The sequence below is a fragment of the uncultured Brachyspira sp. genome (assembly GCF_944388875.1).
In the GTDB taxonomy this organism is placed as follows: domain Bacteria; phylum Spirochaetota; class Brachyspiria; order Brachyspirales; family Brachyspiraceae; genus Brachyspira.
In genome coordinates this window covers 20,256-46,195 of the sequence record NZ_CALXKQ010000007.1, presented here as the reverse complement: position 1 = coordinate 46,195, position 25,940 = coordinate 20,256, and the positions used below count along the sequence as shown (strand labels likewise).

Below are 25,940 nucleotides of genomic sequence, written 5' to 3'. Positions count from 1 at the left end.
TTTGGAATAGACTAACTGCCTATTATAAAATTAAAGTATCTGAGGAAAATGGTATTGCTTAATGAAATGCATTTTATGAAGTGAAGCGATAAATTCCATAAAATAATACCTTTGTGAAATTTTGAATATTTATATCATATAATATTGATAATAAAATGTCAATAAATAGTTTTTTATCTATATATTATTTTTACAAAAAATGATTATTTTTTATAAAATTATATAGCATTATTATAAATAGTAGTATATAATATAAAGAAATTTTTTAAGTGGATAGGATTATGAAATTAAGATTATCAAAAAGAGCATTACAGGAAGATTTTCAGGGCAATTTTGTAAAGATCATTTTAGAAGTAGCAGCAAAAGGTGATTTGATATCATTTGCTGGAGGCTTACCTAATCCTGCATCTTTTCCTGTAGAAGAAGTTAAAGCTGCGGCTAACAAAGTTTTAGAAACAAAAGGAGCATACGCATTGCAATATAATAGTGCAGACGGTTATGTGCCTTTAAGAGAGTTTATTGCTAACAGATACAAAAAACAAGGCATTAATGTGGAAGCAAAAGACATACTCATTACAAACGGTTCTCAGCAGGCTTTGGATATTATTTCTTCATGTTTGCTGGATCCAGGTGATAATGTTTTGGTTGAAGATCCTTCATATTTAGCTGCCTTGCAGTCATTTCATTTATATAATCCTAGTATTAAAACTGTTGATTTGAATGAAGATGGGGCAGATGTTGAACAAGTTAGAGAATCTATGAATAAATATGATCATAAATTTTTCTATGCAGTTCCTAACTTTCAAAACCCTACAGGAATAACTTATACAAATGATGTAAGAGAAAAGATAGCAGATGCAATGAAAGGTAAAGATACATTCTTTATAGAAGATAATCCTTACGGCGAATTAAGATTTAAAGGCGAACATCAAAGATCTTTATATACATATTTAGGAGAACAGGTTATACTTTTGGGTACATTCTCAAAAACAGTAGCCCCAGGTTTAAGACTTGGATGGATAGCTTGTTCTATACCAGAATTATGGACTAAAATGAAAGAATATAAACAGCTTATAGATATGCATACTAGTACATTTGCTCAGGTTGTAGTTTCCCAGTATTTTGAAGATAATGATTATGATGCACATATCAAAAAAATCATAGATTTATACGGAAAACAATGCAGTTGTATGTTGGAAGCTATGGATAAGCATTTGCCTAATGATATGCATTGGACTCATCCTGAGGGAGGTATGTTTATATGGGCTACTTTACCTAAGGGGATAGATGCTGTTGATTTTTGTGTTAAGGCAGCTGATGCTGGTGTTGCTGTTATACCTGGAGATCCTTTCTATGAGGCTAAAAGAGGGTTGGGTACTTTAAGACTTAATTATACGAATTCTACACCTGAAATGATAGATAAAGGTATGTCTATAGTGGCAAAAGTTGTTGATCAAATGCGTAAATAATTTAATTAGTAAAATATGTTTAGCATGTATGTATTAATAATATATACATGCTTTTTTATTTGAGATTATATATTCTATGCTATATAATTTATATAATGGTATTTGTTCAATTTGTTCATTAATTAATATAATTATGATATTTATATATTTTTTTATTTTTTTATTTTTTTTATAAAAAATATGTATTGTATTTTACAATACTAAGGTATATTATGTTTATAATTTTATATGATGCCTCTGCATATAAAAACACTATATTATTTTAAGGAAAAAACACTATGTTAAAAAAACTAACTTTATTAATCTCATTTTCATTTATTTTTGCAGGTTTAGTTTATGGTCAAACAGCTAAATCAACATTGGATGGCTTAAGTCAATCATATAATGGAGAAATGAATGCTTCTGCTACTTATGCGGAATATGCTAAAGTGGCAAAAATAAAAGCGTAGCAGCTATGTTTAGAGCAGCTTCTGCAGCTGAAGCTATACATGCTAAACTTTTAAATGAGATCGCTATGTCATCTAAATTATCTACTAAAGCATTAACAGCTAATATTGCTGCTATAAAAACATCTACAGATGCTGATAATTTAAAAAGCGGTATAGCTGGTGAAACTTATGAATATACTAAAATGTATCCAGCTTTCAGCAAAGTAGCTACTTCTGAAAACAATAAAAATGTTGCTGATTTAATGAATAGAACAGGAGCTGTAGAAAAAACTCATGCTGCTCTATATACTAAAACTATGCAGGATTTAAATGCTAATAAAACTTTACCAACTGGATATTATCTATGTCCTGTTTGCGGATATATAGAAGCAGGAAATGCTCCTAGCAAATGTCCTCTTTGTAATGCTACAGCTAGCTCTTTCCAAGCTTTTAATTAATAATAAACAAAATATTTAATTTAATAATAATATAGAGGCAAAAGCATTGATAATATTAAATATTATCAATGCTTTTTTTATTAAATTATAACTTGAAAAAATATTAATAGCTTATATAATATTTTAGACTTTTTAAAATATGGAGAACAAATAAAAATGCAATATACAAATATTATAATAATAGCTTTTGTAATAATTATAGCAATTATAGCAATTATAGCTGTAGTTTTAATCTTGAAAAATAAAAATAAAAAGCCGAAAGTATCATTAACAAGTTCTAAAAACAAATTTTCTTTATCATCTCTTTTTAATACTTCGGCAATAAATGATGAGTTTTTTGCAAGTTTGGAAAATACATTAATATCCGCTGATGCAGGAGTTGAAACTACAAAGGATATTATTTCAAAATTAAGAGAAATTGTTGAAAAAGATAACATAAAAGATCCAGAAGAGGCTAAAAAACATTTAAGAGAAATTCTTATATCAAAGTTTATATCTAAAAAAATAGAACTAAAAGATAAAAATATATTGTTTATAGTAGGTGTAAATGGGGTAGGCAAAACTACATCAATAGCTAAATTAGCTAATATATTGAAAAATGATCATAAAGTAATATTGGCAGCAGCAGATACATTCAGAGCAGCTGCTATAGAACAGCTGGAGGAATGGGCTAATAGACTTAATGTTACAATAGTAAAGGGTCAGCAGGCAGGAGATCCAGCAAGTGTTTTATTTTCTGCTTTAGATAAAGCAAAAGCATCAAATGCTGATATTGTTATAGTTGATACAGCTGGGAGATTTCATAATCAGGAGAATTTGGTAAGACAGCTTGAGAAAATGAAAAAAATAGCTACTGAGAGATTTTCAGAATTTAATTTTATTCCAATACTTGTATTAGATGCCAATGTAGGACATAACGGCATAGAACAGGCTAAAGTATTTACTAATGCTTTGAATATACAAGGAGCCATAGTTTCAAAAATGGATAGTTCAGCTAAAGGTGGTGTTGCAATAAGTGTGGCACATTATTTATCACTTCCTATTTTTTACGGTGGGTTTGGTGAAAAAGTTGATGACTTTAAGGAGTTTGATGTTAATAGTTTTGTAGATTCTATACTGCAGTAATTATTTTGGAGTAATTTATGTCTTTAACCATTAAACCTTCTGAAATTTTTGGTTCTGTTTATATTCAAATGAGTAAAAGTGATGCTCATAGGGCTTTAATTGCGGCATCTCTATCTAAAAAGCCAAGTACAATAAGACCTTGGATTAATAATGTCGGTACCGATATTGAAGTTACTAAAAATGCAGTATCTAATTTTGCCGATTTTGAATTGATAGATGACGGACTTAAAATAATACCGAAAGAAAAATACCCTAAAGATATTACTATAAATGTAATGGAATCAGGAACTAGTTTAAGATTATTAATACCTATTATTTCGGCACTTGGTATAAATTGCACATTTACAGGTTCTAAAAAATTGTTTTCAAGACCTATAGATATATATAAAAATATATGGAATGAACAGGGATTATTATTTGATATTAAGGAGGATTCTCTTACTATATCTGGTAAATTAAGAAGTTCTGAGTTTCATATTCAGGGAAATGTAAGCAGTCAATTTATAAGCGGTTTATTATTTGCTTTGCCTTTATTAGAAAATGATTCAAAAATTATTGTAGAAGGTGAATTGGAATCTGCTCCTTATGTAATGATGACATTAAAAACTTTGAAGTCTGCAAATATAGATATATGCAAACAGAGTATTAATATTATAGAAGTTTATGGTAATCAGGAATATTCTGCTTCTGACTATGAAGTAGAATCAGATTGGTCACATGCTGCATTTTTTGCAGTTGCAGGTGCTTTGGGAGGAGAAGTTACTTTATACGGACTTAATAAATATTCTATTCAAGGTGATAAAGAAATATTAAATATTTTAAAATATATGGGGGCTTCTATTACATATAATGATGATAACTCTATCACAATTAAAAAGGCATCAAAACTGCATGCTTTGGATATAGATGTTTCAAATATACCTGATTTAGCACCAATAATAACTGCATTGGCATCTACAGCAAAAGGCACTACTAAATTATATAATGCAGGCAGATTAAAATACAAGGAAAGTGATAGGATAAATGATTTAAAAGATAGCTTTAATAGAATAGGAGCTAAAATAGAAGCAGATGATGATAATATATTTATAGAAGGTGTTGAAAAATTGGAAGGAGGAGAAACGACTTCACATAATGATCATAGAATTGCTATGTCTATTGCGGTTGCTTCTATAGTGTCAAAAAATAATATCATTATAGATGATGCCCAGTCTATTAATAAATCTTCTTTTAATTTTATAGAGCAGTTTAGAAGTATTGGTGCCAATGTTATTTTATAAATTTTTTAGTGTATTTTTAAGCATCTCTAATTGAATATAATTTGTTACAGGAACACTCTCTTCAAGTACATCAGAGTTTAAAAATACTTTTTGCTGTGTTTCATACCATTTAAATATATCCCCATTTTCACATGCTTTCTTTATATCTGAAGAGTCAAGGCATATTACAGCATCTGTTTCTTCTTTCACAGATTCAACATTATTTCTAATAAGTTTAGCAGCTAAATACACAGTTTCATCCATATTATTTTTTCTGTAGTCCATAGCTTTTAACATTGCTCTTGAAAATTTTTTAACTATTTCAGGATTATTATTTATGTAATCTGCTGTAGATACGAAACTGCTTGTTAATGATATTTCATTTGAATAGTTAGTTATAGATGTTAATATCTTATAATTATTTGTTATATCTTTTGTATATGGTATCCATGTTGATACAGCATCTACTTTTCTATTCATAAGAGAGGCAGCAAGATTTGTTATATTTATATTAACCAAATTAATGTCTTCTATTTTTAATCCTGCATTTTCTAAAGCGGTATAAAGCATAGCTTCTCCTGATGTTCCAAAATGTGTTGCTACGGTTTTTCCTTTTAAGTCGTATACATTTTTAATATACGGGGCTGATATTATTTCCTCTGCCTTACTTATACAATCTGGAATTAAAATTTGAGCTTTTCCATTAATTATTAAAAAGTGAGCAGCATGACCTATATATGAAAAATCAATCTCTCCTGAAATCATTGAAATAATGGCGGCATGACCATTAAAAAATTTAAATAATTCAACATCTAAATTTTCTTCATCAAAAAAACCTTTTTCTTTTGCTACTGCTGCAGTTGAAGCACCTGCAAATTCAGCTAAATAGCCCACTCTTATTTTTATTTTATTGGTTTGATTATCATCTTCTTTCTTATTACTGCATGATATTAAAATAAAAATAAATAAAATAAAAATAATTTTTTTCATAGTTTTACCCTAATTTTTTATATCATAATTATTTTTTAATACATCTTTTTTATAAATATCTAATTTTTAAAATATTTACTCTTATTTCTAAATCTCAATCTTATTACTCTAAATAATGCTTCTGCTATAATATTTTTAGACATTTTTGATTGTCCGCTTCTTCTTTCATAAAATATAATTGGTTCTTCTTTTATTTTGTAACCATTGCTTTCAAATGAATAATTCATCTCTATTTGAAATGAATATCCTGCTGAAAGTATATAATCAAAATTCATATTTTTTAATACAGATACCCTAAAGCATTTAAAACCGCCTGTAATATCCATTATTTTAGAACCTAATATAAAAGAAGCGTATCTGTTTCCATAATAGGATAAAAATAATCTTCTTAAAGGCCAATTAACAACGCTTATGCCGTTACAGTATCTTGAACCTATTACTAAATCAAGTTTTTCTTCTTCTATTTTATTTATAAAATTAATTACAAAATTGGGATCATGTGAAAAATCAGCATCCATTTCTATAACATAATCTGGATTATATTGAAATGAATGCTTAAATCCAGCAATATAAGCAGGTCCAAGTCCTTCTTTTTTCTCTCTTTTTAATAAATGCACTCTATTATTATTTAAATATTTCTCTACTATACTTGCTGTTCCGTCAGGACTGTTATCGTCTACAACTAACACCTCTATATATTCAGGTAAATTTAATATAGTATTAATCATCTTTTCTATATTATCTTTTTCATTATAAGTAGGCAGTACTATTATAGCTTTCATTTATATTGTTCTTTCCTTAATTTTGTAGAATTTTTTTTTATACAATTATCTATTGTATTCATTATATAAGAAACATATCTTGTATGAATTTTTAAAGGGTTTATAATATTTTTGTATGAAAATACATCATCACTTTCTATAGTATAAAACACTATATCCCCAAACATTATTAAATCATTATCATCTATTGCATTATCCATACCAATTAGATTGATTTTTACCCCAATAGATATAGATGGTTCAATGATTTTGTATCCTACTATATAAGAATTATCATAATCCAATTCTATATCAAGAGTATGAACTAAATTTTTAAAAGTTTTTAATTTTATTTCCTTATTCCTATATTTTACAATAATATTTTCTTTAATATCTCCATCTTTAAAACTAAAATTAATGCTTTGCATTTGATTAAAAGGCTGTTTTATTTTTAACTGCTTTAATATAAGTTTAGATTTTTCAATATCTTCTTTTGACATTTCTATAGGACTTGCAAGAGCCAATTTATGATTTTTATTTAATTTATATTCGCTTTTATCTAAAGTATAAAATATATTTTTTGTTTTATCATAGATGAGATTATTCAATAACTTATCATTTTTATCATATACTGCCCATATAAATAGATTTGATGCTGTATTCATCATGTAGTTTTCTATAAATATGTTTTTCCAATTTTCAAAAGTCCATTTTTTACCAGACATTAAAGCCTTATGAAGTCTAAGCATTTGAAACTTATAAGATACTTTTATATAATTTTTCATAATATAGAAATCATCAACTATATTTGTACTTACATCTTTTCCAAATTTGGAAATATTTTTATTTGTATTATTATCTATAATTTTTTCAACTTCTAGTTTTTCATTAATATATACAGTGAAATCATGATTTTTATCTTTTAATAATTTTTTTCCGTTTTTATCTATATTATAATTAGGTATTATTCTATCACTTAATTCATCTTCTGTAATTTTTAATTTTTTGGCAGCCAATTTCAATGCCAGTTTTGAAGTATTTTGTATTTGGAAATATTTAAAGTTATTTGATATATAATCTATTATCATCAAAGAGTATATGCTTCCATTAGAAGCTAATGTTGATATGGCATAATTTGCTAATGACATTCTTCCAGATTCGCACCATTCTTTAATTTTGAATACAACTTTATCCATATTATATTCATTTTCATATATTAAATATGGTATCATTATATATTTATATGATGTATTAGCCCCGTCTAATATCCATCTGTCATATACATTTTTTATCACATGAAGAAATGAATTAAAATCAAAATATGAAACTATTTTATCCAAATCTTTTATTTTTGTAGGATTTTTTAATTTTGAATATTCCATATATATATATTTCATAACTATTATTGGAATATTTTGATTTGTATCTTTACTAAGTACACCGTACAATAAACCTTCATCTATGCATATAAGATTTTTTTCAAATCTTTTATCGTAATTTTTATTAACAAAATTAACTATGCTGTTTATATCTTTAAAACCTGATTTTATTATTTTTTTATTTTTCCATTTTTTTACTATATCTCTAGCTAAATCATTATCCAAATTTTTTAAATATTCATAAGCTTCTCTTTTTTTACGGTTAATAATTTTAATAGCAGTTTTTTTTATGATATTGGATTTATTATCCAAAAGAGAACATAATATTTTACTTGAGTTAAAATGAATATCGCTGCTGTAAAGCTGATTTAAGAATGGCACAAAATTTTTACTATTTTTAGTAATATCATTAATAAAAGTTTTACTTGCAAATATATTTTCAAAATATTCCTGATTATTTTTTATAATAGAATAAAAGAAATTATTAAAGTCTTTATTTTTTATTTGTACAGCAAAAGAATCATAGTATGATATAGAATCATTATAAGAATAGAAAAATATATAAGATATTATAATGTCTGATAATGCTATACCAAATGAATTAAAATAATCTAAACTTTCCTTATATGTTAAATTAAATCCTTCTTTTCTTGATAAAATTAAATATATTAATGATTTATAACTTTTAGTTTTTATAATTATATCTAATAATTTTTTTGATTTTTTAGAATATTCTGATAATAATAATATATAATATATTCTATAATTAGTTAGTAATGATTTCCTTATAAAAATAATATCATTTCTAGTTGGTTTTTTCTTTAATTTATAAGGCTCATACGGTTTTGATGCACAAAAATAACCGTATGCTGATTTTTTTGCTTTGAATCTTTCTATTAATTTATATCTTTCATCATCTTCATATATTATATCATCATTTATTATTGTAAGACTATTAGGGGTACCTATATGTTCTTCTATATTATATTTAGCATAATATGAATCATATATTTTATGCATTAATATATCTATTTTCTTATCTGCTATTTTTATATTTGCTTTTTGATCATTATGTTTTAATAATATAGCTGTTAGTATTATATATATTCCGCAATTATTACTTTTTTCAAGTTTTTTGTATAGGGTATAAAAATATTCTTTATCTTTATTATATGTAAAGTTTGCCTCTCTTAAAAAATCAAGAGCATATATATCGTTTTCTATTATACGGTTATTAATAGAACATATTTCTTTTTCTAAACTATATCCATGATACTTTCTAGAAAATAAAGAACTATTAAATTTTTCCATAAAATACCCTTTTATAATCTATATCAAATATTATATAATGTTATTCAAAAAATAAATACTATATGTTTTTACATGTTTTTTACAGCAAGCTGCCCGCATCCTGCCAGAATTTCCTGACCTTGCTTGAATCTTTCAACTACTTCGACTCCATTATCCTTTAATATAGATTTGAACCTCAATATAATATCTTTATTAGGTCTTTTCAATTCAGGAGCATGTTCTACTGGATTCATAGGTATTACATTAACTTTGAATGGGAATTCTTTTTTTAAATTTACTAATCTATAAGCATCATTAACTGAATCATTAATGTCTTTTATCAGCACCCACTCAAAAGTTATCATTCTCTTTCCATTTTTACTGTATCTTTTTAGTATAGCCATTAAATTTTCTATAGGGTATCTTCTATTTATAGGCATTATTTTATCTCTAACTTCATTTTTTAATGAATGAAGCGATACAGCAAGACGGCAGTCCAAATCTTTTTCAATAAGCTGTTTTATACCTACTATCTCTCCAGATGTTGATATTGTTATATGCCTTATACCTAAATTAAAGCCTTTAAATGAGTTTATTGTGTCTATAGCTTTGAATAGATTTTTAGTATTTGCTAAAGGCTCTCCCATACCCATAAAAACTATAGAATTTACCTTTTTAGTAACAGCTCTCATAAGTATAAATTCGGATAATATTTCATCCGCAGTTAAATTTCTCGAAAGCCCCATATTTCCAGTAGCACAGAAAGCACATCCGTATCCGCATCCTACCTGTGATGATAGGCAGAAAGTAACTCTGTCATTTTTATTTAAAATAACAGATTCTATTTTCTTTTTATCATATAAGGATATTAGTAGTTTCTGTGTTCCATATTCATCTTCAGCTATATTTTCTATTTTAGAATTATGTATAAAGTATGCATCATTAAGTATAGACCTTAAATTTTTAGGAATATTGCTCATATCATCAAAATTTACAGCATACTTTTTGTATATCCAATCAAGTACCTGAGAAGCATGGAATTTTGGAAAGCCATTATCCTCGCAGAATTTAGATAATTCATCCTCTGAAATATTCATTATAGATATTTTTTTAGACATAATTTTATATTTAATAACTTATAACCTATAAGTTAAATTAAACTCCTCAGCAGCTTTTTGTAGGAGTTGTATCTCCTGTACTTGAAGAAGCACTATTTTTTCCTTTATAATCATTTACATAGAATCCTTTTCCTTTAAATATGATTCCAGTATTAAGAGATATCATTCTTTTTGCCTCTGCTCCGCATTCAGGACAATTTGCTTTAGCTTCTGCAGTCATGGATTGAAATTCTTCAAATTCCTTTCCGCATTTTTCACATTTATATTCATAAGTTGGCATAATTTTTCCTTTTTTAAATAAAATTTATTTCACTAAATATATATTTAAATGTAAATCTGTCAAGTATTTTATTACTTAGTTTAATGAGAAATAATCCAAATTTTTAACCATATTTTCTGTTTTGTCGGATACATTCTTACTCAAATCGGCACTTTCCTGAGCCATATAAGAGTTTTCCTGAGTAATATCATTTAATTGATCAACAGCCATTTTTATTTGAGATATATTTTCATCTTCTTCTATTATCGCATTTGTTATTATTATAAATAAAACAAGTCAAATTATATTATTTTGTTATACTTTATTATTCTTGTAATGTGCTAAATATAATAAATTTGTATTATAATCTTTATTAGTTATTGCTTTATTTTGATATATTATACTTTTATATTTATCATTAGAGTTTAAATTTTTGTTTCTAAAGCCACCGTCCATTTTAAGAGCATGTATAATATCTCCTATAGTTATAGATTCTGGCTGGCATCCTAAAGAATATGATATATTTGATCCATTGACTATTTTTATAACATACATTGATTTTTCTAATGGTTCTGATATTTCATTTATTATTGCTGGGGCAGTTTTTAATTCTTTAGCTAATTCATACATTGTTATAGCTTTTTTTCTATTTATAAATCTGTGAGTTATTATATGCATAAATTCCAATGCTATAACTTCTTTTTCTGCAAAAGATAATCTTATACTGTTTTTATCTACACCATAAGACCTGAAATATTGTATTGAATATGTTAATTCAGCACCGAATAATATTATATTCCAAACCATATATAATAGAAGTAATAATACAGGTATTTGAGCAAATGAGCTTGCTGATGATAATTCGGCAGGAGCTATACTTGTAAGCATATTATCTTCACTGCTTATTGTAACAATATCATTTATTTTAAAACTATATTTTATTAATTGTTCTGATACATTTGGTGAGAAGTTAGTAAAATTAAGCATATTAGTTGAAATAGCTTCTTTTTCATAAGTTGCAGCACCAAAACCAGTACCTATATTTTCTTTTATAACATAACTTATTCTCTCCAATTTTATATTAGATATATATTTTGGGTCTATATTTTCACTATTGCTCATTATATTGTCATTAATTATATTTGTATCTGTAATGTCATTAGTATCATATTCATTTGTTTCTGTTTCAATATTATATGCTGTATTGTCATAATTATTATAACTGCTTATTTCCTTTACAACATATTCTATTTTATATTTATCGCTGTCAAATATTTGCTTATAATTTTTTACATTTATATTCAATTTTAAATATACACTGAATAAAGATATTATAGTTACCGCCACTAAAATTGATGATATAGCTGCATTAGACCAATTTACTTTAGTTTGCGGCACCAATACATAAGAAAATAGAATCAGTATTGACATTGCTATTATAGGAGTAACCCATGATAATAATATCTTTATCAAAGTAGGAAGATTATGCAGACTTATAGATGTATATGTTATTAATGTAAATGATATTCCTATTAGGATAGGTATTAAAAAAAGCAATGCTATATAGTTGGCTGCTACTCTAGGTATTGATGTTTTTACCTTTACACGCCATATTTTCACTAAGCAGTTTTGTATATTATGAAGTATTAATGCTGTACTTATTATAGTAGATATTACACCTATTATACCGAAACTTGCCAAATCTGTATTATCTGCTATATTTAATATTTGCCTAACCATTGGTTCATAAAATGGAGCATTTTTTTCCATCCATTCAAAAATAACTACAAATATGTTCTGATATATATTAAATATTCTTAGTATGAAGAGTCCTACTATTAAAGCAGGTATGAAAGATAATGTTACAAGATATGTCAATGAAGCTGCTCTTATACTGCAATCATCTTTAATAAAGTCAGTTACAGCAAATACTATAACTCTGTACACATCTATAAAAAATCTTTGTATTGGTTTGAATGAGTTTTGATCTAAATTATATATGTCTTCTGTAAAAAAGACCTTTAATTTATTAAAAAATTTTTTAACTTTTTGGATTTTAGTCATAAAACACTTCTTGCAAAAAAAATTATATAATGTATAATAGATAAACAAAAGCGAGGGTGGCGAAATTGGCAGACGCACTAGACTTAGGATCTAGCGCCCTAGGCATGAGGGTTCGACTCCCTCCTCTCGCAAATATATTCTTTACCCATCTTTTTTATCCTTATCATCAATTTTGTTATCTTCTATTTCGACAGAAAATTTACATTTATTGCATACTTTTTTATATCCTGACGAAGTTTTTATTATTCTCATGGAATTTTTGCATCCGCAAAAAGGACAATCCTCATGGTTTCTAAACACTATCATTGATATTAAATCTATAACTTTGTTTATTCCAGATACAAAGAATAATATTCCAAACATTAATATAAATATAATAATGATTATTATAAAAAATATAAGAACTAATAAATCCACTTTTTAATAAACCCAACAAAATAATATTTGATATTATATATTAAATATATGATTTTTCAAAGAAATCTGAGTATATTTTTATCATATTTGTGTTAATATATTTTATTGGAAAATCTGACCAAGTATCCAATTCATTATTCCATAATCTGTAATAATAATTTCCGCCTTCTTTTTTCCATTCATAAGTTAATATTTTATTTGTTTCTGAATCATTGGATTTATAATTATTGCTGCAGCTGTATTCTATTTTATTATTATTAAAAAAAGTATATTTTTCATATTCATTATTGGAGTTTTTAAATACCCATGTTCCTATAAATCTTATATCTACAGCAGGTTTTTCTATACTTATTATTTCTTTTTGTCGGCATGAAGATGCGATAAAAAGTAATATTATAATTATATATAATTTGTGCATATTATCCCTTAAAAAATATTTATTTATAATATCGTAATAAAAATCATAAAATAAAAAATTGATATATTAAAAAACTAATTTAAATTTATTGATGAATATATTTTTTATTATATAATATTATCGTTTTTTCTAAAATTAATTTTTGATGTATATGGGGCAATAGTTTTATATTGTTTTTATTTGGAATTATTTTTTCAAATAAATTTATAATAATATTTTTTAATAGGAGTTTTTATGCAAATAGATGGGAAGGTAATGAAAAAATCTAACAAGTTTGAGAGTTTTCTTAATATTATTGAAGCGGTAGGAAATAAACTTCCAGACATAACTATTTTATTTCTTATAGCATTTTTTATAATGCTTATAGTATCATGGATATTATCTCATTTTACATTTAATTATTTTCATCCTACAACTGGAGAACAGATAAAGATTATAAATATGCTTGCTCCTTTAGAGCTTACTAAATTTATAACAAAGATGACATCTAATTTTGTAAATTTTCCTCCTTTGGGTATAACGGTTGTAGCAACATTAGGTATAGGAGTAGCAGAGGGCAGCGGATTTATTAGAATGATCCTTATTAAGCTGCTTGCAATAATACCAAAAAAAGCAATAGCTCCAGCAATAATATTTATATCTGTAGTAAGCCATATAACTTCAGATTCTTCTTATGTTATATTAATGCCTATGGCTTCTATAATGTTTTTTGCAGTTGGAAGACATCCTTTGGCAGGAATTGCAGCTTCATTTGCAGGACTTGCGGGAGGTTTCTCGGCAAGCTATACACCTTCTACAATAGACCCTATAATGCAGGGATTTACACAAGGTGCGGCAAGACTTATAGACCCTAATTATACTGTTAATGTTTTATGTAATTATTTTTTGAGTATATCATCAACTTTTTCTGTTATTCTAGTATGCTGGTTTATTACTGATAAAATAGTGGAGCCTTTTTTATGGAAGACAATGCCTATTGATGAAGGAATTAAGCCTGAAGATACTAGTATTTCATCAATAACAAAAGAAGAAAACAGAGCTTTTAAAATAGCATTTTCTGTTTTGATATTGATGTTTGTACTTTTGATAGTTTTGCTTATACCAGAAAAGTCTTTATTAAGATCTCCTAATGGCAGCCTAACAACTCCTGATGCTCCTGTCATGCAGGCAATAGTACCTATACTTTTTTTATTTTTAGTTATACCGGGATTCATATATGGAAAGCTTACAGATAAGTTTAAAACAACAAAAGACTTTAGTTTGGCTATGGCTGGAAGTGTTAAGAATCTAGCTTCATTTCTTACTTTTTCATTTTTCTGTGCTCAGTTTTTGTATGTTTTCGGTAACTCTAATGTGGGTACATTGATAGCTATATCAGGTGCCGAGTTTTTGAAGTCATTGAATATGTCTCCAAAAATCACTATAGCAGGTATAACTTTGCTTACGGCTATATTGAATTTGTTAATAACTTCAGCTTCATCAAAATGGGCTATATTAGCACCTATATTTGTACCAATGCTTATGGCTGTGGGTATATCTCCAGAACTCACTCAGGCAGCCTTTAGAGTAAGTGATTCAGCTATTAATGTAGTTACTCCGATTTTTGCCTTTTATCCTCTGATAATTTCTTATTGTCAGAAGTACTGCAGTAAAACAGGGGTTGGAACATTATCTTCTATGATGCTTCCTTATAGTATAGGATTGCTTGTTGTGCTTATGATAATGCTTTATATATTCTGGGGATTAAATATACCTATAGGGTTTAACAGCGGTTATGTATATCCGCCTATTCATTAAAATTATAATAATAAAAAAAGAGGTAAATATGTTAAACGATAATATTAAAAAATTTCAAATAGACAGCTTTTTTAAATATTCAGCAATACCAAGCCAAAGCAATGCAGGTGTAAAGATCATTCCTAGTTCAGAAGGACAGATGAGGCTTGCTAGAGTACTTGCTGATGATTTAAAATCTTTAGGATTAAAAGATATAATTGTTAATGATAATGCAGTAGTTACAGCATTGCTTCCTAAAAATAAGGACAATGTGCATTCTATTGGTTTTGTTGCTCATCTTGATACTGTTGACGTTGGACTTACAGGAGATGTTCATCCTCAGATATTGAAATTCGAAGGAGAGGATTTGTGTTTAAACAAAGAAAAAAATATAATGTTTAGAGTATCAGAACATCCTGAAATAAAAAAATACATTAATGATAAGATAATATTTTCGGATGGTACAAGCGTATTAGGTGCTGATAATAAGGCAGCAATAGCTACAGTAATATCGGCTTTAAAATATATAGCAGATAATAATATTGAACATGGTGATATATACATAGCTTTTGTACCAGATGAAGAGATAGGACTTCTTGGTTCTAAGGCATTGGATTTGAATGTATTTAAACCAGATTTTGCCTATACTATAGATTCCTGTGAGATAGGGGAGGTTGTATATGAAACATTCAATGCAGGAAGTGCTTCTATAGATATAGAGGGAGTAACTGCTCATCCTATGAGTGCGAAAGGTGTTTTGGTTAATCCCATACTTATAGCCATAGATATAGCCAATGAATTTGACAGAACATCTACCCCTGAATGCACGGAAAAGAAAGAAGGATATATTTGGGTTCAAGGAATAAGCGGAAATCAAAGAAATGCATCGTTAAAACTAAATATAAGAGATCATAATAAGAAACTTTATGAAGAAAAAAAATCTAAGATAATAGAAGCAGTTGAAAAATATCAGAAATTAGAGCCTAGAGCAAAAATATCATTAACTATAGATGATGTTTATGCTAACATTGCAGATTCTATTAAGGATGACAGATTTGCAATAGATGTTATCTATGAGGCTATGAAGAATCTTAATATAGAGCCTAAAACTATATCAATGAGAGGCGGTACTGATGGTTCTGCTTTATCAGTGAAAGGACTTTTAACTCCTAATTATTTTACAGGAGCTCATAATTTCCACTCTATATATGAGTTTTTGCCTATAGAGTCATTTCATAAAAGTTTGGAAACTACGCTTGAGATAATAAAAATTGTATCAGAAAATAATATACATGATGCTAAATTAAATAAATAATTTTTATTGATATATCTCTTAAGTAAGCAGTTTTAATTATAAACTTTGACAAATTGTGATGTTTTTAGTATAATTAAATAATGAAAATGTATACTTTTCTTTATATACAGTTGTTAGATATAATAAGAAGAAAAAATGAAGGCATGTTAATAGTATTTAAGCAAGGTATATAAAGAGAAAAATATGAAAAATAAAAATATGGACATTAACCTTATTAGCGAATTAACAGATTAAACTATATGAAGTAAAAAATTATAATATTAAAAAACTTTATATTCTTATATACGAATAAGTTTTTTATATTTAATAAAAGTTATAATTAAAAAAATTAATAAATAGGAATGAATATTATGGCAGCTAATATCGCAGTGCTTTATAAAAGTAAATATGGAACAACAAGAACTTATGCCAAATGGATAGCAGATAAACTTCATGGGGATTTATATAATATTGATAATGTAACCGTTCAAAATTTAAATAATTATGAGTTTATTGTGTTTGCGGGTGCTTTATATGCTGGTAAGCTTTCTTCTGCTAAGAGAATAAAACAATTTTTTAACAAGTTAAAAGGTGATAAGCATTTATATTGTGTTGTAGTTGGGCTTGGAAACCCTGAAGATAAAGAACTGTATAATAACGCTGTTAATCAAAATTTTAAATCTAATATAAAAGATAAGATGAAATTTTATTTTTTAAGAGGTTCTATAGATTTTGATAAACTTAAGCTTCATCATGCACTTATGATGCACATGTTAAGAAGGATAATAGCAACTAAAACAGTAAAAACAGAAGATGAAAAGTTATTATTGGAAAATTATGGTAAAAAAATAGATTTCCTAAATAAAAATTCTATAGAAGAAATAGTACTCGATATAAAAAAGAAAAACAAAGAATTAAATAACAATTAATATTATTATCTTAAAATTTATTCACAATACATATACTACAAATATTTAAAATAATTCGTAAATTTTTTAAAAAAAAGAACTACATATACGCATTTTTTATAAAAAACGCTTGTATTTTTATTTTTTTATATTATTATTTATATATAAGTAAAAAATAATAAAAATGCTTATGATGAAACAGGGTACAATAATTTAATAAGGAGATTAAATATGACTAATAATAAATATGATATAGTAATAATAGGTTCTGGTTTAGGAGGATTAACATCAGGAGCCTATTTAGCAAAACAAGGAAAAAAAGTTCTTGTATTAGAAAGCCATAATATAGTAGGCGGATGTGCTACAGTATATAAAAGAAAGAATGTTAAGTTTGAAGTTGGACTTCATGAATTAGACATGGCTAAAAAAAATAGAGAGATGAAGCATGTAATATTCAGCAAACTTGGACTTTATGATAGAGTCAATTTGGTACAGCTTCCTCAAACTTGGAGAATAAAAACTGAATCTACAGATTTGACTATACCTGAAGGTTATGAAAATGTTATTAATACTTTGGAAAAAGAGTTTCCAGAGGAGAAAGCAGGTATTAAAAAATATTTTGCAGGACTTTCAAGAATGATGTATATGATAAGAAGAGTTCCTTATGATTTGAAATTTTGGGATTTCTTTTTCTTTCCAGTAACAACATTTCCTATGATACTTTATCAATTGTTTACACAGAAGAATACTGGGGATGTTTTGGACTCTATAATAAAGAGTGATAAGTTAAAGAGGATTTTAAATATTAATATAACATATTACCATCAAAACCCTTATGAGTTTACTTGGTATTATCATGCTTGTGCTCAGGGAGCATATTATAATTCTGCTTACTTTGTTAAAGGCGGAAGTCAGAATTTATCTAATGCTTTAGCTGATATAATAAAAGAAAATGGAGGAGAGATAAGAGTATCTTCTGAAGTTAAGAAAATAAATGTTAAAGGTAATATTGCTGAGGGAGTAACTTATTTTGATAAAAGAGCAAAACAGGAAGTTACAGTTAATGCTGATTATATAATAGCAAATGCTGCACCTCAAATAGTTTATGATGAGCTTCTTCCTAAAGGATATGAAGATAATAGAATAAAGAAACTTAAAAACTCAGTATCTCTTTATACAGTTTACATAATATTTAAGAAAAAATTCTCAGAACTTTATCCTAACAATGCATACTCTACTTTTATAACTACTGAGAAAACATTAAATACAAAATTTAAAGAAGATGCTAAAGGGCAAAGAGGAATACCTGTAGAAGATAGAAACTTTGTATTTGTAGATTATTCAGCTATAGACAGCGGATTAGTGGAAGAGGGAGATAACCGTTCATTTGCTGTACTTACAGGACCTTCTTTCTTAGATGAATGGAAAGATTTAAGCGATGAAGAATATAAAGCCAGAAAAAAAGAAATGGCAGAAAAATTGATAGACAGAGCAGAACAGCATTACCCTGGATTTAGAGATAATATAGAGTACTATGAAGTTGCTACTCCTAAAACTATTAAGAGATATATTAAAACTCCAGACGGAACTCCTTACGGATTTGTACAGGATACTTATTTGAAAAAAAGCCGCTGTGTGAGAGTATCTCCTACTGTTAAAAACTTACATTTTGCCAGTGCTTGGAACTTCCCAGGAGGAGGATTTACGGGTGCTTTATTAAGCGGATATTTGGCAGCTAGAAATATATTATTCCCATTGAAGCCTTATATTGTATTAAGATTACTATTGTCAATAGCTGTAGGTACTGCAATAGGAACTGCGTATCAATGGATACCTGCATTAATGAGTTTATTCAAGTAAAAATTAATGATTTGTAAGTGATAAGCAATTAAATATTTGTTTATCACTTAGTATAAAATATAAAAAGGATACATAAATGAAAAATAAAATTATTACAATACTAATTTTTACAATGATAGTAAATATTGCGGCATTTGCCCAGAATACTGATGACATAGTTGGTTTATGGTATGGAGAGGCTGATTCTAAAAATAGAATAGCTGTTGTTGAAATATATAAAGAAAATGGCAAGTATTATGCTTATTCATTTGGATATAAAAATTCTACAGATATAGTAAACGATGTTAATAATCCGAAAAGCGAACTTAGAAATTTACCTTTAAAGGGGCTTGTATATTTATATGATTTACAGTTTGATAATGGAGAATGGAAAAAGGGTAAAATATATAATCCTGATGAAGGTAAAATTTACAATGCTAAAGCGTCTATTTCTGATAATAAGCAGGAATTAAAAATAAGAGCAAGCGTTGATAGTGCGGGTATTTTTGGAAAAACTATTACTTGGAAGAAAGTACCTAGTTCTGAAGTTTCTAAATATAAGACTCTAAATAGAAATGAATTAAGAAGGATTAATTAAAATATACTCAGTGTATAGTGAAATAGCTATACACTGAGTAAGGAAATAATAGAACTTTATTCAATGATATTGAGGATACATATGAAAAAAATATTAGCAATAATATTCATTTTTATTGTAAATATACCATTGTTAGCACAAGAAGATGAATCTTCTCAAAAATATTCTGATGAATGATGGTATTTTTCAAATCATTTTTTGGGAAGATGGAATCACTTTGGTGCTTTATATCAAGGACAATTGTTCTATAAAAAGGCTTTATTTAGGGAGATGAATAATTTCTTTTTTAATGATTCCTATATACTTGCAGGAATAGAACAGGAGTTAAGCAGCTTTTCAAGAACATCAGCTTATGTTGAATTTCAGCCTTTAATAGCATTAAAAGTATTATTTAAGTTTACTTATGAAGCAGGACTTACAGATTCAGGAAAGCCTGTTTTGGTTGATAGAAATACGATGGAGTTTAATCATGCTCTTCCTCCATTTACTGGACTTAATCCTATGACTAGAAAACCTCAATATGTTGGTGGCAATACTATATATTTTCAGATGGCACCTACTGTTACAATTGGAGGTCCTGCAGGAGCAGGCTTAATAGCTTTGATATATACTCCTTATATAAATTATGTAAGGGCATTTGGAGTTGATAAAGATGAATATATTTACTTGGCTAGAGAATCTATAGTTGTAAGGGCAGAAGATATGTATTTTAATCATGATATAAAATTAGGATATAGTATGAAAGAATGGGGTATGTCTTTTGCTGTTAATACAACAATAGAGCATATGCTTTCTAACAAGGATTTATATAGGGTTGGTTTATTTGCTGCTTATTCATATAAGAAAGCATTAAATAGTGTTCCTAGTCTTTTTCCATTTATTAGTGCTAAAATAGGAACTTGGTTAGTTGAGAAGCATGCACAATATAAATTTGCTATGCAGCTTGATGCTGGTATAGAATGGAAATTTTATTAATATATAATTTAGAGGTATTAAAGCTAATAATATAGTATTTAATGTGATAAATGAGAATTAAATTTTAATAGTTTATATTAATGCATTAGGTATTTTTGGAAAAACTATTACTTGGAAGAAAGTACCTAGTTTTGAAGTTTCTAAATATAAGACTCTAAATAGAAATGAATTAAGAAAGTTGAATTAGATTTTTATATAAATAAACCCTGTTGATAATTTTAATTTTGGGCTAGTATATTACTACTGTATACTAGCCTGAAAATTAAAAAAAAATGATTTTGGACAAAAAAAATTTTACTAAAATGTTTATATTAGTGTTTATATATAGAAATAGTTTCATTAAAATTAAGGAGCTTTAAGGTAAATTATGAAGAAAAAAATATTATTTGTATCCGTATTTTTTATACTTTCTAATATTTTACTTCTTGCACAAAATGCTAATGATGTTGTAGGTTTATGGTATTCTGAAAAAGATTCTGAAGGTTTAATACCTGTTGTAGAGATTTATGAAGAAAATGGTAAATATTACGGATACTTTTTTGATTATAAGGGAGGATACAGCGGACCTGAAAAAAAAGATGCCAAAAATCCAAATCCTGAAATGAGAAATCTTCCGTTAAAAGGTTTAGTTTATCTAATGGGACTTTCTTTTGAGGATAAGGAATGGAAAGGCGGAAAAATATATAATCCTTATGATGGAAAAACATATAATGGCAGAATGTCATTATCAGATGACGGAAAAACTCTTACAGTTAGAGGTTCTTTAGATAAGTCTGGAATATTTGGAAAATCTATGAAGTGGACTAGAGTTCCTGATTCTGAAAAAGCAAAATATAAGCCATTAAAAAAGTCAGAATTAAGAAGATTCAATTAATAATATTTCATAATATATAAACTATTAGGAGGCTTAAAAATAATAAAGTCTCCTTATTTTTTTAACTTGATTTTATCTCCAAGTGTGCTGTATATTATACCAATCAATATTAAAATTCCTCCTATTACCTGAGATATCAATAGATTTTCATTTAAAAGTATTACAGCTTCTAAAGAAGAGAAAAAAGGTATGGAATCATATATAATACCAGCTTTAATAGCACCTATTTTAGCTATAGCCATATTCCATAATATGAATCCTAAAGCAGAAGGAAATACTCCTACATATACGAGTATTAAAGCCGACTGCATAGTCAATTTATGATAATTATTAGTTTTATATGCAAATATCATTGCTATTATTAATGGTATAAGACCTATTGCAACCATAAGATAAAAAAATGCAGATTGTGAAATTTCTTTAGGTCTTATTCTAATAGCTAAAGTATAAACTGCAAATAGTACAACAGCAAACAGCATATACAAATCGCCTATTGCAAATTTTAATTTTGTCAAAACTTCTATACTTCCCTTAGTTATAAGTATTACCACTCCTATTATAACTATAAATAATCCAAATTTTTGATTTATAGTTAATTTTGTTTTCCATAATATTCTGCTTATTATTGCCATTATAATTGGCGATAGGGTAGCAAGCAATGACATATTCGTAGCATTGCTTGTATGAGCTGCTAAGTATACAAATGTATTAAATACTGTTACTCCTAATATTGAGATTATTATAATTTGTATCCATTTGCCTTTAGCATATTTTATATTTTTTATTAACTTCTTTATACAAAATGGAGTTAATACTATAAAAGTTACAAACCATCTGTAAAAAGAAATTTCTATAGGTGAAAAATTAACGAGATATCTAGCTGCTACAAAATTGCCGCTCTATATAATAACTGCCAATACTGCAAGTATATATCCAGAATTTTTATTTTGTGACATAGTGATTCCATTTTTATTATTAACAGCATACTATATTATTACAAAATTATTTTTTTGCAATTATTTTTTATCATTTTACTGATTTTATTGCATAATAGGTAATCGATACTATAGAAGATAATATTGAAATTGAAGCAAGTACAATATATGCTGTTTGTATAGAATAAATATCTATTAATTTACCAGTAATTATAGGAAATAAAAATATGCCGAAAGAATATGCAGATTGAAAAAATCCCATAGCTGATGATTTTTTTTCTGCTTCTATTTCTTTTATAGATTCGCTTGTAAGCAAAGATGCAAGTATGCCTGAAGAAAAACCTCCCAAAACTTGAGATGCTGTTATTATAAATATATTATCCGTTGATACAACCATTATACAGTATACAGCCATGATTATAAATGATAATGGTATATATTTTTTTATATTATCTTGATTTTTTATTCTGCTTGGTACAAAAGCACCTATTATGGCAAATAACATACTCACTATTGAAGCCGTTCCTATATTTTGTGAACCGCCCCCTAGCTCCTTTATTCTATTTAAAGTAAATGAAATAACTGCTGACATTTGTATGCCCTGTATTACTATAGCAAGCAAAGAAAATACTATTAATCTTTTATTTTTTAGAACAGAAAAAAGTACTTTTACGGATAATTTTTTTTCGTGTACAGTGTCCTTTAAGAATAATCCTAATATAGAAACCAATGCCCCTGATACTGCACTTACAGTAAGAAGAAATTTCATTCCAAGTTTATTATAAGAAAATGCTGCTATTATAAAAGAAATAAACATACCTAATACGCTTGCAACTAATGCTTTGCTTGCAGCTTTATATTCTTCATTTTTATTAAAATATGAAGCGTATAAAATTATAAATACAGTCCAAATAGAAGCAGATATTCCGCATAATATTCCTCCTATTAAGAATCCGTATTGATTTGTATTTAATAATCTTATAACAGCACCTAAAGATGTTAGAAATCCTGCTAATATTATGAGTGACTGGCATTTTCCTATATAATCATTAATAAGTCCGAAAGGAAATTTTAGAAACATCTGTGCAGCACCGTAAACACCTATAATAATACCTATCATAGAAGATGTTGTATTTATAGATGATAGATAAGCAGCCTGATAAGGTACATAAACGTATAATGACATCCATAAAAGAGTCATTATTATAAATAATAAATTAGACATAACTTAATTCCTAAACAGAAAAAATAAGACCATCTAATAAAATTAGATAGTCTTTATATTATACATTTAAACTTTTATTTGTACATCATAATTCATCAACATTTATTTCAGCAACTGAATTAAGTACATAATTGGGTCTGTATGGAAACTCTTTTATCATTTCTCTAGTTGTAACACCAGAAAGTACAAGACATGTTTTCATACCAGCACCAAGTCCTCCCAATATATCAGTATCCATTCTGTCGCCTACCATTAATGTTTCTTCACTATGGGCATTAATTTGATTCTTTGCTATAGACATCATAATAGGGTTAGGTTTTCCAACTATATAAGGTTTTTTTCCTGTAGCAGTTTCTATAGCAGAAAGTATAGGACCTACAGCGGGTATTAGTTCTCCGTTAGGTGCAGGGTCTACTATGTCTGGATTGCATCCTATAAATCTTGCTCCTTTATTTATTAAATGCACTGCCTTTTGAAGCATATCAAAATTAAAAGCATTGGTTTTCCCTACAACAACATAATCTGGATTAACATCGTTTATACTATATCCTACATTATAAAGTTCACTTACAAGTCCGCCTGTTCCTATAACATAAGCTGTGCCGTTTGCAAGCTGTCTTTGAAGGAATATTGCTGTTGCCTGTGCTGCTGTAAAAAAATGCTTTTCTTCCAAACCATTTACGCCTAATGATTCTAATTTTCTTTTTAAATCTCTCGGAGTTTGTTCTGCATTATTAGTCAAAAATAGAAATGGAATATTTTTATATAATAGCATGCTTATAAAATCTTTGGCGCCGTCTATTAGATTATTTCCTCTATATATAACTCCGTCCATATCTGATATTATATTAATCATTTATTTTTTCCTCTATTATTATTTATTAGTTAGTTATATTATTTGTTTTTTATTAAATAAATTTTTTTTCATTATAACATATAAATTGTATAAATATAAAATAAAAAGTCAATGATAATTTTTTTAATAAAATAATTCTAAATATATTGTTGTTTTTTGCATTGTATTTAACTATATTTTTTATGATTAGGAAACAATATTAATCAAATATAGTTTCAGGCTTTATTCCATTGAGATGATATAATAAAATATTGTAATTTATTGATTATATTTTATCAGTACTATATTTTATATGTATAAAATTGAAATTACTTGTTTGGTCAAAAATATTTTTAAGTTTTTTATTTATTGCGGATGCGGAATTCAAAATATTTTATTTATGATAATGAAGTTAGGAAAGTTATTGATGATATACATATAAAAAAGAAGAGAATCAAAAACAATTAACTCTCTTCTCAATTATTATTTGTATATTATCTTTTTAATTTCCTGCCTTCTTTATCAGTGAATTTGTCTAATATGATCATTACGATATCTATAATATACCATATACCAAAACCGCCTGCAGTAATCAGATATAATATACCTGTACCTATTTTTCCTACATAGAACCTATGAACTGGCAGGAATATTGCTAAAATTAATGTAACAACCCAGCTTTTTTCTGAAGTTTCCATAATCTCTCCTTAAAATTTATTAACCATACCAGTGTATAGTATATTATAAAAAAAATCAATACATAAAATAACATTCTTTATTTTGATTAAAATAAAAGACTGACACAAAATAATGCCAGCCTTAAAAATTAATAATTAATTAAATAAATTAGTTCAATGCCTTCAATTCCTCAACCTCTTTAGCAAAAAGTTTTAAAGCACTTTCCGCTAATTCTGGTTTAGTCATATTAACGCCAGCAACTTTTAAATTCTCTATAGTAGTTCTGCTTCCTCCGCTTTTTAAGAATTCAAATAATTATTATATATATTACGAAATATATAAGTATCAAAATACAAAAATTAATTAATGCCGATAGTATAAAAATTATCTGGCATGATTTTAGTATTTATAAGAATTAAGAATATATTAGAATATTTTTGATACTAAAATTATTATATTTGCTGATAAATATTATTTCATTACAAGATGTTAATGCTAAATAAAAATAAATGTAAAATACATCTGCTAAAAAATGAATTAAAATCAAATTAGCTAGTTTTTTTATCCT

The 25,940-nt window shown here is 26.9% G+C and carries 24 protein-coding genes, 1 tRNA gene and 1 pseudogene; 13 read left to right on the top strand and 13 right to left on the bottom strand.

What is annotated here, in order from left to right:
- Positions 1–281 precede the first annotated feature (281 nt).
- From Q0J69_RS06450 to aroA, 5 genes are all read left to right on the top strand, one after another.
- Entirely contained in the window at positions 282–1,469 is a 1,188-nt protein-coding gene (locus Q0J69_RS06450) for a PLP-dependent aminotransferase family protein (RefSeq protein WP_297205241.1), read from the top strand.
- 278 nt (positions 1,470–1,747) lie between these two features.
- Positions 1,748–1,918, top strand: coding sequence for a hypothetical protein (locus tag Q0J69_RS06445; protein WP_297205239.1), 171 nt, complete (start codon positions 1,748–1,750; stop codon positions 1,916–1,918).
- Positions 1,919–1,923: 5 nt separating this feature from the next.
- Positions 1,924–2,355, top strand: a complete 432-nt coding sequence (locus Q0J69_RS06440) for a rubrerythrin family protein (RefSeq protein ID WP_297205237.1) — start codon at positions 1,924–1,926, stop codon at positions 2,353–2,355.
- A 156-nt stretch (positions 2,356–2,511) separates the two neighbouring features.
- The gene (gene ftsY, locus Q0J69_RS06435; RefSeq protein ID WP_297205236.1) at positions 2,512–3,480 is read left to right on the top strand and encodes a signal recognition particle-docking protein FtsY; all 969 of its coding nucleotides are present in this window, start codon (positions 2,512–2,514) and stop codon (positions 3,478–3,480) included.
- A gap of 17 nt (positions 3,481–3,497) precedes the next feature.
- Entirely contained in the window at positions 3,498–4,760 is a 1,263-nt protein-coding gene (gene aroA / locus Q0J69_RS06430) for a 3-phosphoshikimate 1-carboxyvinyltransferase (protein WP_297205234.1), read from the top strand.
- Here the strand turns inward: aroA and Q0J69_RS06425 are convergent.
- From Q0J69_RS06425 to Q0J69_RS06395, 7 genes are all read right to left on the bottom strand, one after another.
- Entirely contained in the window at positions 4,755–5,729 is a 975-nt protein-coding gene (locus Q0J69_RS06425; protein ID WP_297205233.1) for an NrtA/SsuA/CpmA family ABC transporter substrate-binding protein, read from the bottom strand. The genes aroA and Q0J69_RS06425 overlap by 6 nt on opposite strands.
- 59 nt (positions 5,730–5,788) lie before the next feature.
- Entirely contained in the window at positions 5,789–6,511 is a 723-nt protein-coding gene (locus Q0J69_RS06420) for a polyprenol monophosphomannose synthase (RefSeq protein ID WP_297205231.1), read from the bottom strand.
- Entirely contained in the window at positions 6,508–9,180 is a 2,673-nt protein-coding gene (locus Q0J69_RS06415; protein ID WP_297205229.1) for a DUF4132 domain-containing protein, read from the bottom strand. Before Q0J69_RS06415 ends, Q0J69_RS06420 begins: the two co-directional genes overlap by 4 nt.
- 68 nt (positions 9,181–9,248) lie before the next feature.
- Complete coding sequence (rlmN, locus tag Q0J69_RS06410; protein WP_297205227.1) at positions 9,249–10,277, bottom strand: 23S rRNA (adenine(2503)-C(2))-methyltransferase RlmN; 1,029 nt, start codon at positions 10,275–10,277, stop codon at positions 9,249–9,251.
- 46 nt (positions 10,278–10,323) lie between these two features.
- The gene (locus Q0J69_RS06405) at positions 10,324–10,557 is read right to left on the bottom strand and encodes a zinc ribbon domain-containing protein (protein WP_297205225.1); all 234 of its coding nucleotides are present in this window, start codon (positions 10,555–10,557) and stop codon (positions 10,324–10,326) included.
- A 75-nt stretch (positions 10,558–10,632) separates the two neighbouring features.
- Entirely contained in the window at positions 10,633–10,767 is a 135-nt protein-coding gene (locus Q0J69_RS06400) for a hypothetical protein (RefSeq protein ID WP_297205224.1), read from the bottom strand.
- 84 nt (positions 10,768–10,851) lie between these two features.
- Positions 10,852–12,600, bottom strand: coding sequence for a YhjD/YihY/BrkB family envelope integrity protein (locus Q0J69_RS06395; RefSeq protein ID WP_297205222.1), 1,749 nt, complete (start codon positions 12,598–12,600; stop codon positions 10,852–10,854).
- A gap of 50 nt (positions 12,601–12,650) precedes the next feature.
- On the opposite strand from Q0J69_RS06395, the gene Q0J69_RS06390 reads away from it, so the two are divergent.
- A tRNA-Leu gene (locus Q0J69_RS06390) sits at positions 12,651–12,731 on the top strand.
- Positions 12,732–12,741: 10 nt separating this feature from the next.
- On the opposite strand, the gene Q0J69_RS06385 is transcribed toward Q0J69_RS06390, so the two are convergent.
- Together Q0J69_RS06385 and Q0J69_RS06380 are read right to left on the bottom strand one after the other, a co-directional pair.
- Positions 12,742–13,017: a hypothetical protein gene (locus Q0J69_RS06385; protein ID WP_297205221.1), complete on the bottom strand. Its 276-nt coding sequence runs from the start codon at positions 13,015–13,017 to the stop codon at positions 12,742–12,744.
- 40 nt (positions 13,018–13,057) lie between these two features.
- A complete protein-coding gene (locus Q0J69_RS06380; RefSeq protein WP_297205220.1) occupies positions 13,058–13,435 on the bottom strand; it encodes a hypothetical protein in 378 nt (125 codons plus the stop codon).
- 234 nt (positions 13,436–13,669) lie between these two features.
- On the opposite strand from Q0J69_RS06380, the gene Q0J69_RS06375 reads away from it, so the two are divergent.
- The 7 genes from Q0J69_RS06375 to Q0J69_RS06345 all read left to right on the top strand — a co-directional run bounded on the left by Q0J69_RS06375 (position 13,670) and on the right by Q0J69_RS06345 (position 21,699).
- Positions 13,670–15,232, top strand: coding sequence for an AbgT family transporter (locus Q0J69_RS06375; RefSeq protein WP_297205219.1), 1,563 nt, complete (start codon positions 13,670–13,672; stop codon positions 15,230–15,232).
- 28 nt (positions 15,233–15,260) lie between these two features.
- Positions 15,261–16,526: a peptidase T gene (pepT, locus tag Q0J69_RS06370; RefSeq protein ID WP_297205218.1), complete on the top strand. Its 1,266-nt coding sequence runs from the start codon at positions 15,261–15,263 to the stop codon at positions 16,524–16,526.
- A 350-nt stretch (positions 16,527–16,876) separates the two neighbouring features.
- A complete protein-coding gene (locus tag Q0J69_RS06365) occupies positions 16,877–17,434 on the top strand; it encodes a flavodoxin domain-containing protein (protein WP_297205216.1) in 558 nt (185 codons plus the stop codon).
- Positions 17,435–17,644: 210 nt separating this feature from the next.
- Positions 17,645–19,273 (top strand): NAD(P)/FAD-dependent oxidoreductase, encoded by a 1,629-nt coding sequence (locus tag Q0J69_RS06360; RefSeq protein ID WP_297205214.1) that lies wholly within the window; start codon positions 17,645–17,647, stop codon positions 19,271–19,273.
- Between the two features lie 76 nt (positions 19,274–19,349).
- Positions 19,350–19,850 (top strand): DUF2147 domain-containing protein, encoded by a 501-nt coding sequence (locus Q0J69_RS06355; protein ID WP_297205212.1) that lies wholly within the window; start codon positions 19,350–19,352, stop codon positions 19,848–19,850.
- A gap of 270 nt (positions 19,851–20,120) precedes the next feature.
- Positions 20,121–20,825, top strand: a complete 705-nt coding sequence (locus tag Q0J69_RS06350) for a hypothetical protein (RefSeq protein WP_297205210.1) — start codon at positions 20,121–20,123, stop codon at positions 20,823–20,825.
- A 367-nt stretch (positions 20,826–21,192) separates the two neighbouring features.
- Positions 21,193–21,699: a DUF2147 domain-containing protein gene (locus Q0J69_RS06345; RefSeq protein WP_297205207.1), complete on the top strand. Its 507-nt coding sequence runs from the start codon at positions 21,193–21,195 to the stop codon at positions 21,697–21,699.
- 53 nt (positions 21,700–21,752) lie between these two features.
- On the opposite strand, the pseudogene Q0J69_RS06340 reads toward Q0J69_RS06345, so the two are convergent.
- From Q0J69_RS06340 to Q0J69_RS06325, 4 genes and pseudogenes are all read right to left on the bottom strand, one after another.
- Positions 21,753–22,655, bottom strand: a pseudogene (locus Q0J69_RS06340) (DMT family transporter).
- Positions 22,656–22,725: 70 nt separating this feature from the next.
- Complete coding sequence (locus Q0J69_RS06335) at positions 22,726–23,859, bottom strand: MFS transporter (RefSeq protein WP_297205205.1); 1,134 nt, start codon at positions 23,857–23,859, stop codon at positions 22,726–22,728.
- Between the two features lie 85 nt (positions 23,860–23,944).
- Positions 23,945–24,715: an HAD-IIA family hydrolase gene (locus Q0J69_RS06330; RefSeq protein WP_297205203.1), complete on the bottom strand. Its 771-nt coding sequence runs from the start codon at positions 24,713–24,715 to the stop codon at positions 23,945–23,947.
- Between the two features lie 473 nt (positions 24,716–25,188).
- A complete protein-coding gene (locus Q0J69_RS06325) occupies positions 25,189–25,392 on the bottom strand; it encodes a TM2 domain-containing protein (RefSeq protein WP_297205201.1) in 204 nt (67 codons plus the stop codon).
- Positions 25,393–25,940: the final 548 nt, after the last annotated feature.

Coding starts and splice junctions, on each gene's coding strand:
- Q0J69_RS06450 (WP_297205241.1), top strand. CDS start 282: ATGAAATTAAGATTATCAAAAAGAGCATTACAGGAAGATTTTCAGGGC.
- Q0J69_RS06445 (WP_297205239.1), top strand. CDS start 1,748: ATGTTAAAAAAACTAACTTTATTAATCTCATTTTCATTTATTTTTGCA.
- Q0J69_RS06440 (WP_297205237.1), top strand. CDS start 1,924: ATGTTTAGAGCAGCTTCTGCAGCTGAAGCTATACATGCTAAACTTTTA.
- ftsY (WP_297205236.1), top strand. CDS start 2,512: ATGCAATATACAAATATTATAATAATAGCTTTTGTAATAATTATAGCA.
- aroA (WP_297205234.1), top strand. CDS start 3,498: ATGTCTTTAACCATTAAACCTTCTGAAATTTTTGGTTCTGTTTATATT.
- Q0J69_RS06425 (WP_297205233.1), bottom strand. CDS start 5,729: ATGAAAAAAATTATTTTTATTTTATTTATTTTTATTTTAATATCATGC.
- Q0J69_RS06420 (WP_297205231.1), bottom strand. CDS start 6,511: ATGAAAGCTATAATAGTACTGCCTACTTATAATGAAAAAGATAATATA.
- Q0J69_RS06415 (WP_297205229.1), bottom strand. CDS start 9,180: ATGGAAAAATTTAATAGTTCTTTATTTTCTAGAAAGTATCATGGATAT.
- rlmN (WP_297205227.1), bottom strand. CDS start 10,277: ATGTCTAAAAAAATATCTATAATGAATATTTCAGAGGATGAATTATCT.
- Q0J69_RS06405 (WP_297205225.1), bottom strand. CDS start 10,557: ATGCCAACTTATGAATATAAATGTGAAAAATGCGGAAAGGAATTTGAA.
- Q0J69_RS06400 (WP_297205224.1), bottom strand. CDS start 10,767: ATGGCTGTTGATCAATTAAATGATATTACTCAGGAAAACTCTTATATG.
- Q0J69_RS06395 (WP_297205222.1), bottom strand. CDS start 12,600: ATGACTAAAATCCAAAAAGTTAAAAAATTTTTTAATAAATTAAAGGTC.
- Q0J69_RS06380 (WP_297205220.1), bottom strand. CDS start 13,435: ATGCACAAATTATATATAATTATAATATTACTTTTTATCGCATCTTCA.
- Q0J69_RS06375 (WP_297205219.1), top strand. CDS start 13,670: ATGCAAATAGATGGGAAGGTAATGAAAAAATCTAACAAGTTTGAGAGT.
- pepT (WP_297205218.1), top strand. CDS start 15,261: ATGTTAAACGATAATATTAAAAAATTTCAAATAGACAGCTTTTTTAAA.
- Q0J69_RS06365 (WP_297205216.1), top strand. CDS start 16,877: ATGGCAGCTAATATCGCAGTGCTTTATAAAAGTAAATATGGAACAACA.
- Q0J69_RS06360 (WP_297205214.1), top strand. CDS start 17,645: ATGACTAATAATAAATATGATATAGTAATAATAGGTTCTGGTTTAGGA.
- Q0J69_RS06355 (WP_297205212.1), top strand. CDS start 19,350: ATGAAAAATAAAATTATTACAATACTAATTTTTACAATGATAGTAAAT.
- Q0J69_RS06350 (WP_297205210.1), top strand. CDS start 20,121: ATGAATAATTTCTTTTTTAATGATTCCTATATACTTGCAGGAATAGAA.
- Q0J69_RS06345 (WP_297205207.1), top strand. CDS start 21,193: ATGAAGAAAAAAATATTATTTGTATCCGTATTTTTTATACTTTCTAAT.
- Q0J69_RS06335 (WP_297205205.1), bottom strand. CDS start 23,859: ATGTCTAATTTATTATTTATAATAATGACTCTTTTATGGATGTCATTA.
- Q0J69_RS06330 (WP_297205203.1), bottom strand. CDS start 24,715: ATGATTAATATAATATCAGATATGGACGGAGTTATATATAGAGGAAAT.
- Q0J69_RS06325 (WP_297205201.1), bottom strand. CDS start 25,392: ATGGAAACTTCAGAAAAAAGCTGGGTTGTTACATTAATTTTAGCAATA.